We start from the raw sequence: 266 nt of genomic DNA, 5'->3' as shown, positions 1-266 counted from the left end.
ACCTGGCTATCCAACAGCGACACGCGCTTGACCATTTGCATGCGCGTCAACAACTGCCCGGGGTCCAGTGGCTGTTCATCCCGTACCGGCAGACCTTGCAAGGCCCAGTGACCGTCCTTGTCTTCCTTGACGCTCAATTGCAGCCCACTGACTTGCAGATGGGCGATGCGCACTTCAAGGGCCATCAGGCTGGCCCAGATATCCGGCACCACTTCGACCTGATCCAGGCGCAGGGCGCTGCTGCCCTCACCGACCATCACGTCGTG

Annotated in this window: 1 protein-coding gene; it reads right to left on the bottom strand. The window is 61.3% G+C overall.

Annotation, left to right across the window (positions count from 1 at the left end):
* Positions 1-266, bottom strand: a 266-nt coding sequence (locus SB765_RS30305) for a hypothetical protein (protein ID WP_410932578.1), incomplete at both ends; no start/stop codon positions are given.

Origin of the sequence: Pseudomonas sp. SIMBA_067, assembly GCF_046534675.1 — a bacterium.
GTDB classification, from domain to species: Bacteria; Pseudomonadota; Gammaproteobacteria; order Pseudomonadales; family Pseudomonadaceae; genus Aquipseudomonas; species Aquipseudomonas putida.
Note: the sequence above shows the minus strand (reverse complement) of the source record. Positions and strands in the feature narration are given on the sequence as shown.